Below are 4,953 nucleotides of genomic sequence, written 5' to 3'. Positions count from 1 at the left end.
GGGCGTGGCCGTGCCGCTGGCCACCAAGCGATGAGCGGGCGCGCGGCGGCCAGCTGGCAGACCTCGCTGGCCGATCTTTCGCTGATCCTGTTCATGGTCACCGCCGCTGCGGTGAGCACGGCGCCTTCAGTATCGGGACCGGCGGCATCGGGACCGGCGGCATCGGGACCGGCCGCGCAGGCTGCATCGGACCGGCAGGCGGCAGGCCAAACGGCAAACCGGCGGCAAGCGCTTGCCGCTCCCTCGCCGATCGCCGAGCCGCTCGCCGTCTATATCGCGGTGCCCGGCGCGCCGCCCTTGCGGACCTGGCTGGCCGACGAGGCGCCCGACCCGCGCCAGCTGCTCACGATCACCGCGCGTTACGACACGGCGCGCGCGAGCACGCGTGAGGCCGCGCTGTCGGCCGCGATCGCGCTGGCCCGCGAGGCCGGACAGGCGGGCCACTTCGCGCGCATCGTGGTCGAACCGGGGGAAGGGCCGCCGCGCGCGGTGCTCGCTTTCGATGCCCCCGGTGCGGAGCGCGCCGGACGCTGACACGCGGTCACTGGCACGAAGATTGCTCTGATCCGGCCGAATGTCCCCTCGCGCGCTGTCGCTGGCGCGTCTGCAGGCGGGCGTTGGAATGAAGCGACAAGGATTACGGCCGATCATGAGCTGGAGCAGCGTGCTGATAACCACCGGAGCGGGTGTCCTGGGGATGGGCGCCTACGCCGATCTCGACGCCATCGATCGGCAGGTCGCGGCCTTTACCGGCGCACCGATCGGTGCGGTGGGCGGGGCGATGACCCCGCTCGACCGGCGCCTCAAACTCAACCGCTGCCAGACTACGATCGCGCTGTCGTGGCGCACGGCGGGCAAGGACAGCGTGGTCGTGCAGTGCGCCGACCAGGGCGGCTGGCGGCTTTTCGTGCCGGTCCGCGCTCCCGCGCCGGTCGCTTCCGTCGCGCAAGCGCGTGATCCCGACGTGGTCAACCGCGGCGATGCGCTGGCGATCGCGGTGACGGGCGATGGCTTTACCGTTTCGCAGCCTGGGGAAGCGCTCGAATCCGGGCCGATCGGGGCCTGGATCAAGGTGCGTCCGGCTTCGGGAAAGCGCGGCAGCCCGCAGGAAATGCGCGCGCAGATCGTGCGGCCCGGCCTTGTCAGCGTGCCTCTGCCGTAACCGTCAAGCCCTTTGTATTGCAAGGATTCACCAAGACCTAACACGCCTTTCGGAACAGCCCTTAAAGCCCGCCCAGAACTGCCGTTCTTCTCAGCAGTGATTTTCAAGGAGCGTTCAAATGCCACCTATCGAAGTGGGACCTGCGCAGTCGATCGGATCGATCTCTGCCCGTGTGGTCCGCACGTCGGGCGGTGAAGAGCTGTCCGGCGTTCAGGCCTCCACCCCGGTTTCGGTCAAGACCGAGACCACCGCAGCGCAAAGCCAACCGACACAGACTCCGGCCAGCCCGAGCGTGGAAACATCCGCCGCGCTCGATCCGGGCGAGGCTCCGGTCGATACCGACCGGGTCGCGACGATCCGCAAGGCCGTGGAAGACGGGCACTATCCGCTCGTCCCCACGCAGATCGCCGACGCCATGATCGCCGCCGGGGTTCTCCTGAGGAGCCCGAAGTAGCATGACCACCACCGACCTGCAGGGAACCTTGCGGCAGATGCTTGCCGTTCTCGAGAGCGAGCGGCAGGCACTTGCCGGGCTGGACCTCGATGGCATCATCGGTGCCACGGGGGAGAAGGATCGCCTGTGCGGTCGGCTGGACGCGCTCGGCACGGTTGCGCTCGACGAGGAATGCCGCGGGATGCTCGACACCGCGCGCCGTCTCAACGAAATCAACCGCCAGGTGCGCAATATCCTGGCCGCGAACGTCACCAAGCGTCTCGATGCGCTGACCGGAAGCCCGCAGCTCTACCGCACCGCGGCCGGCTATGCCGTTGCCGGTGCGCGCCTGTGATCCGGCTCCGAGGCCGACGGCCAGCACGCCTGCGCGTCTGGCACGCGCCTTGCTGAGATCGCCCGGAAGCCACCTTTCGGGAGCCGCCAGTTGAGCGAGACAGGACCAGTCGGATCGGGTGCAGCGGCAAATTCCGCAGGCACGCAGGCCCAGGCGCGCGAGGCGATCGCCCGCGCGGCCAGCGCTACCGGCGTCGATTTCCAGTACCTCATGGCGCAGGCGCGCCTTGAATCGGGGCTCGACCCGTCCGCCCGCGCCGCCACCTCGAGCGCGGCGGGCCTGTTCCAGTTCACCAATGGCACCTGGCTCGGCACGCTCGACCGGCACGGGGCGAACCATGGGTTGTCGTGGGTCAGCGACATGATCGAGGGCGGCGATGTCAGCGATGCGGGCTTGCGCAACCAGATCCTGGGGCTGCGCTACAACGCCGACGCCTCGGCGCTGATGGCCGCCGAACTCGCGCGCGACAACCGCGACGAGCTGACCGGCGTGCTCGGCCGCGAACCCGATGCGAGCGAACTCTACCTCGCGCATTTCCTGGGCGCTTCGGGGGCCAGGGATTTCCTCGCCGCGCTGTCTGCAAACCCGACGCAGAGCGCGGCGGCGCTGCTGCCGCGCGCGGCTTCGGCCAACCGTTCGGTGTTCTATTCCGCCACGGGCGCGCCGCGTTCGGTCGGGCAGGTCATGGACTTCGTGCGCACGCGCGTGTCGAGCGCGATGGGGTATGCGGGGGGACCGGCGGGCGCCGCGCCCACGATAGCCTACGACACCAGCGGCTTTGGCGGCAGCACCTTGCCGACGGCAAGCGCCTTTCTTGCCGCCCGCGCGACGGGGGCGAACGCGAAGCTCGGGCCGATCGCCAGCGAATTTCAGGCGGCGCGCCAGCAGCGCGCGAGCGCTTCGTCCGCAGCGGCGCCATCGGCGGCGTCCACCGGCGCGTCTGCCGGGGGCGCGCGCTCGATGGCCGACACGCTGCGCAGCGCGTTTGGCGCCTCGGGCGACGCGCTGCCCGCCAATGTCCAGAACGCCTACGGCAAGCTTGCGAGGTTCGGCCTGTGAACCTGTTCAAGCGGATCAACGATCCCGGCGCCATGGCGCTGCCGGTCGGCATCCTGACCCTTATCGTGCTGATGATCGTGCCGGTGCCCGCCTTCGTGCTCGACGTGTCCTTCACCATGAACATCGCGCTTTCGGTTGCGGTGCTGATGGCCGCGATGAACGCGGACAAGCCGCTCGATTTCTCGGCGTTCCCTTCGGTCCTGCTGTTCGCCACGCTGCTGCGCCTCGCGCTCAACGTCGCCTCGACCCGCGTCGTGCTGGTGCACGGGCATGAGGGGGGCGAGGCGGCGGGCAAGGTGATCGAGGCCTTCGGCGCGTTCCTCATCGGCGGCAACTTCGCGGTCGGCATCTTCGTCTTCCTGATCCTGGTCATCATCAATCTGGTCGTCGTGACGAAGGGCGCAGGGCGCGTCTCGGAAGTGTCCGCGCGCTTCACCCTCGATGCCTTGCCGGGCAAGCAGATGGCGATCGACGCGGACCTTGCCGCCGGGCTGCTCGCCGCTGACGAAGCCAAGGCGCGCCGCCGCGAAGTCGCCACCGAAGCCGATTTCTACGGCTCGATGGACGGCTCCTCCAAGTTCGTGAAGGGCGATGCGATCGCCGCGCTGCTGATCCTGGGGGTCAACATCGTGGCGGGTTTCTGCCTTGGCATGATCAGCCACGGGATGAGCGCGGGCGACGCCGCGCAGACCTATATCACGCTGGCCATCGGCGATGCGCTGGTGGCGCAGGTGCCCTCGCTGCTGCTGTCGATCGCGGCAGCCGTCATCGTCACGCGTGTTTCGGACACGCGCGACCTGGCGGGGCAGATCGGCGGCCAGTTCGCCAGTCCCGCGACCTGGCTGCCGGTCGCCGTGGTGCTGGGCGTGATCGGGATGATCCCGGCCATGCCGCAGACGATCTTCCTGCCCGCGGCGGCGCTTGCGCTGTGGCTGTGGCACTCGCTGCGCAAGCGCGCCGCGCGCGCCGCCGTCCCGGTCGAAGAGGTGCCCGTGCCGGTCGATCCCGCGCGCATCACGCTCGAGGATGTGTCCGACCACACGCTGGTCACCATCGAACTGGGCTACGGGCTGGTCCAGCTGGTCGACGCGCGCCACGGCTCGCCACTGGTCAGCCGGGTGACCGGGGTGCGTAAGCAGCTGAGCCAGGCCTTCGGCTTCATCGTTCCCCAGTTTCGCGTGCGCGACGCGCTCGACATGGCCCCGCACGACTACCGTATCGTGCTGGGCGGGGTGGTGCTGGGCGGATCGAGCATCCGCGCAGACAAGGTCCTGGCGATCGATGCGGGCGAGGCGCGCAAGACCCACACCTTGCGTGGCGAGGCGACGCAGGACCCCAGCTTCGGCTGCCCCGCGCTGTGGATCGATCCCGCCGCGCGCGATCATGCCATCGCCGAAGGGTTCCTGACCGTCGATGCCGGTACGGTGATCGCCACCCACCTCAACCAGCTGCTGGCCGAACGTCCGCAGGACCTGCTCGGCCCCGATCAGGTCAAGCAGCTGATCGATGCGCTCAAGGACCACGCGGGCAGCCTGATCGAGACGATCACCCCGCAGCCGCTCTCGCTTGCGGCGATGACGCGCCTCCTGCGCAACCTGCTCGAGGACGGCATTCCCATCGCCCATCCGCTGCCGATCCTCGCCAGCCTGAGCCGCGCGGTGCAGCAGACCACCGAGCATGACCGGCTGATGGAGCTGGTGCGCGCGGATCTGGGCGCCTTGATCGTCGGGCGGATCTGCCCGCCGGGCGTGCGCCTGCCGGTCATCACGCTCGACGCGGCGCTGGAAACCGCGATCGTGCAGGGGATGATGGACCCGGTGACCGGCCAGCCGGTGATCGAGCCGGACCTTGCCGCGACCATCGGCCAGCGCATTGCCGCGCTGTCCGACGAACGCGGCGCGCACGCGGTGCCGCTCGCGCTTGTCGTCCAGCCGCGCGCGCGTC

At 69.6% G+C, this 4,953-nt stretch carries 6 protein-coding genes; all 6 read left to right on the top strand.

Features of this window, described 5'->3' with window-relative positions; all coding sequences use genetic code 11:
- The coding region (locus MTR62_RS19955) for a hypothetical protein (protein ID WP_244024236.1) at nucleotides 1-534 on the top strand (534 nt) is incomplete at its 5' end.
- A gap of 115 nt (nucleotides 535-649) precedes the next feature.
- Nucleotides 650-1,162, top strand: a complete 513-nt coding sequence (locus MTR62_RS19950; RefSeq protein ID WP_244024234.1) for a flagella basal body P-ring formation protein FlgA — start codon at nucleotides 650-652, stop codon at nucleotides 1,160-1,162.
- Nucleotides 1,163-1,280: 118 nt separating this feature from the next.
- Complete coding sequence (locus MTR62_RS19945; protein ID WP_244024232.1) at nucleotides 1,281-1,616, top strand: flagellar biosynthesis anti-sigma factor FlgM; 336 nt, start codon at nucleotides 1,281-1,283, stop codon at nucleotides 1,614-1,616.
- A gap of 1 nt (nucleotide 1,617) precedes the next feature.
- Nucleotides 1,618-1,950, top strand: coding sequence for a flagellar protein FlgN (locus MTR62_RS19940; protein WP_244024230.1), 333 nt, complete (start codon nucleotides 1,618-1,620; stop codon nucleotides 1,948-1,950).
- 90 nt (nucleotides 1,951-2,040) lie between these two features.
- Entirely contained in the window at nucleotides 2,041-3,009 is a 969-nt protein-coding gene (locus MTR62_RS19935) for a lytic transglycosylase domain-containing protein (RefSeq protein ID WP_244024228.1), read from the top strand.
- A 32-nt stretch (nucleotides 3,010-3,041) separates the two neighbouring features.
- Nucleotides 3,042-4,953 (top strand): flagellar biosynthesis protein FlhA (locus MTR62_RS19930; RefSeq protein ID WP_268739971.1); only part of this gene is annotated, 1,912 nt, incomplete at its 3' end.

Source organism: Novosphingobium organovorum (assembly GCF_022832435.1).
Taxonomy (GTDB): domain Bacteria; phylum Pseudomonadota; class Alphaproteobacteria; order Sphingomonadales; family Sphingomonadaceae; genus Novosphingobium; species Novosphingobium organovorum.
The sequence above is the reverse complement of the archived record's forward strand: the minus strand, read 5'-3'. Positions and strand labels throughout refer to the sequence as shown.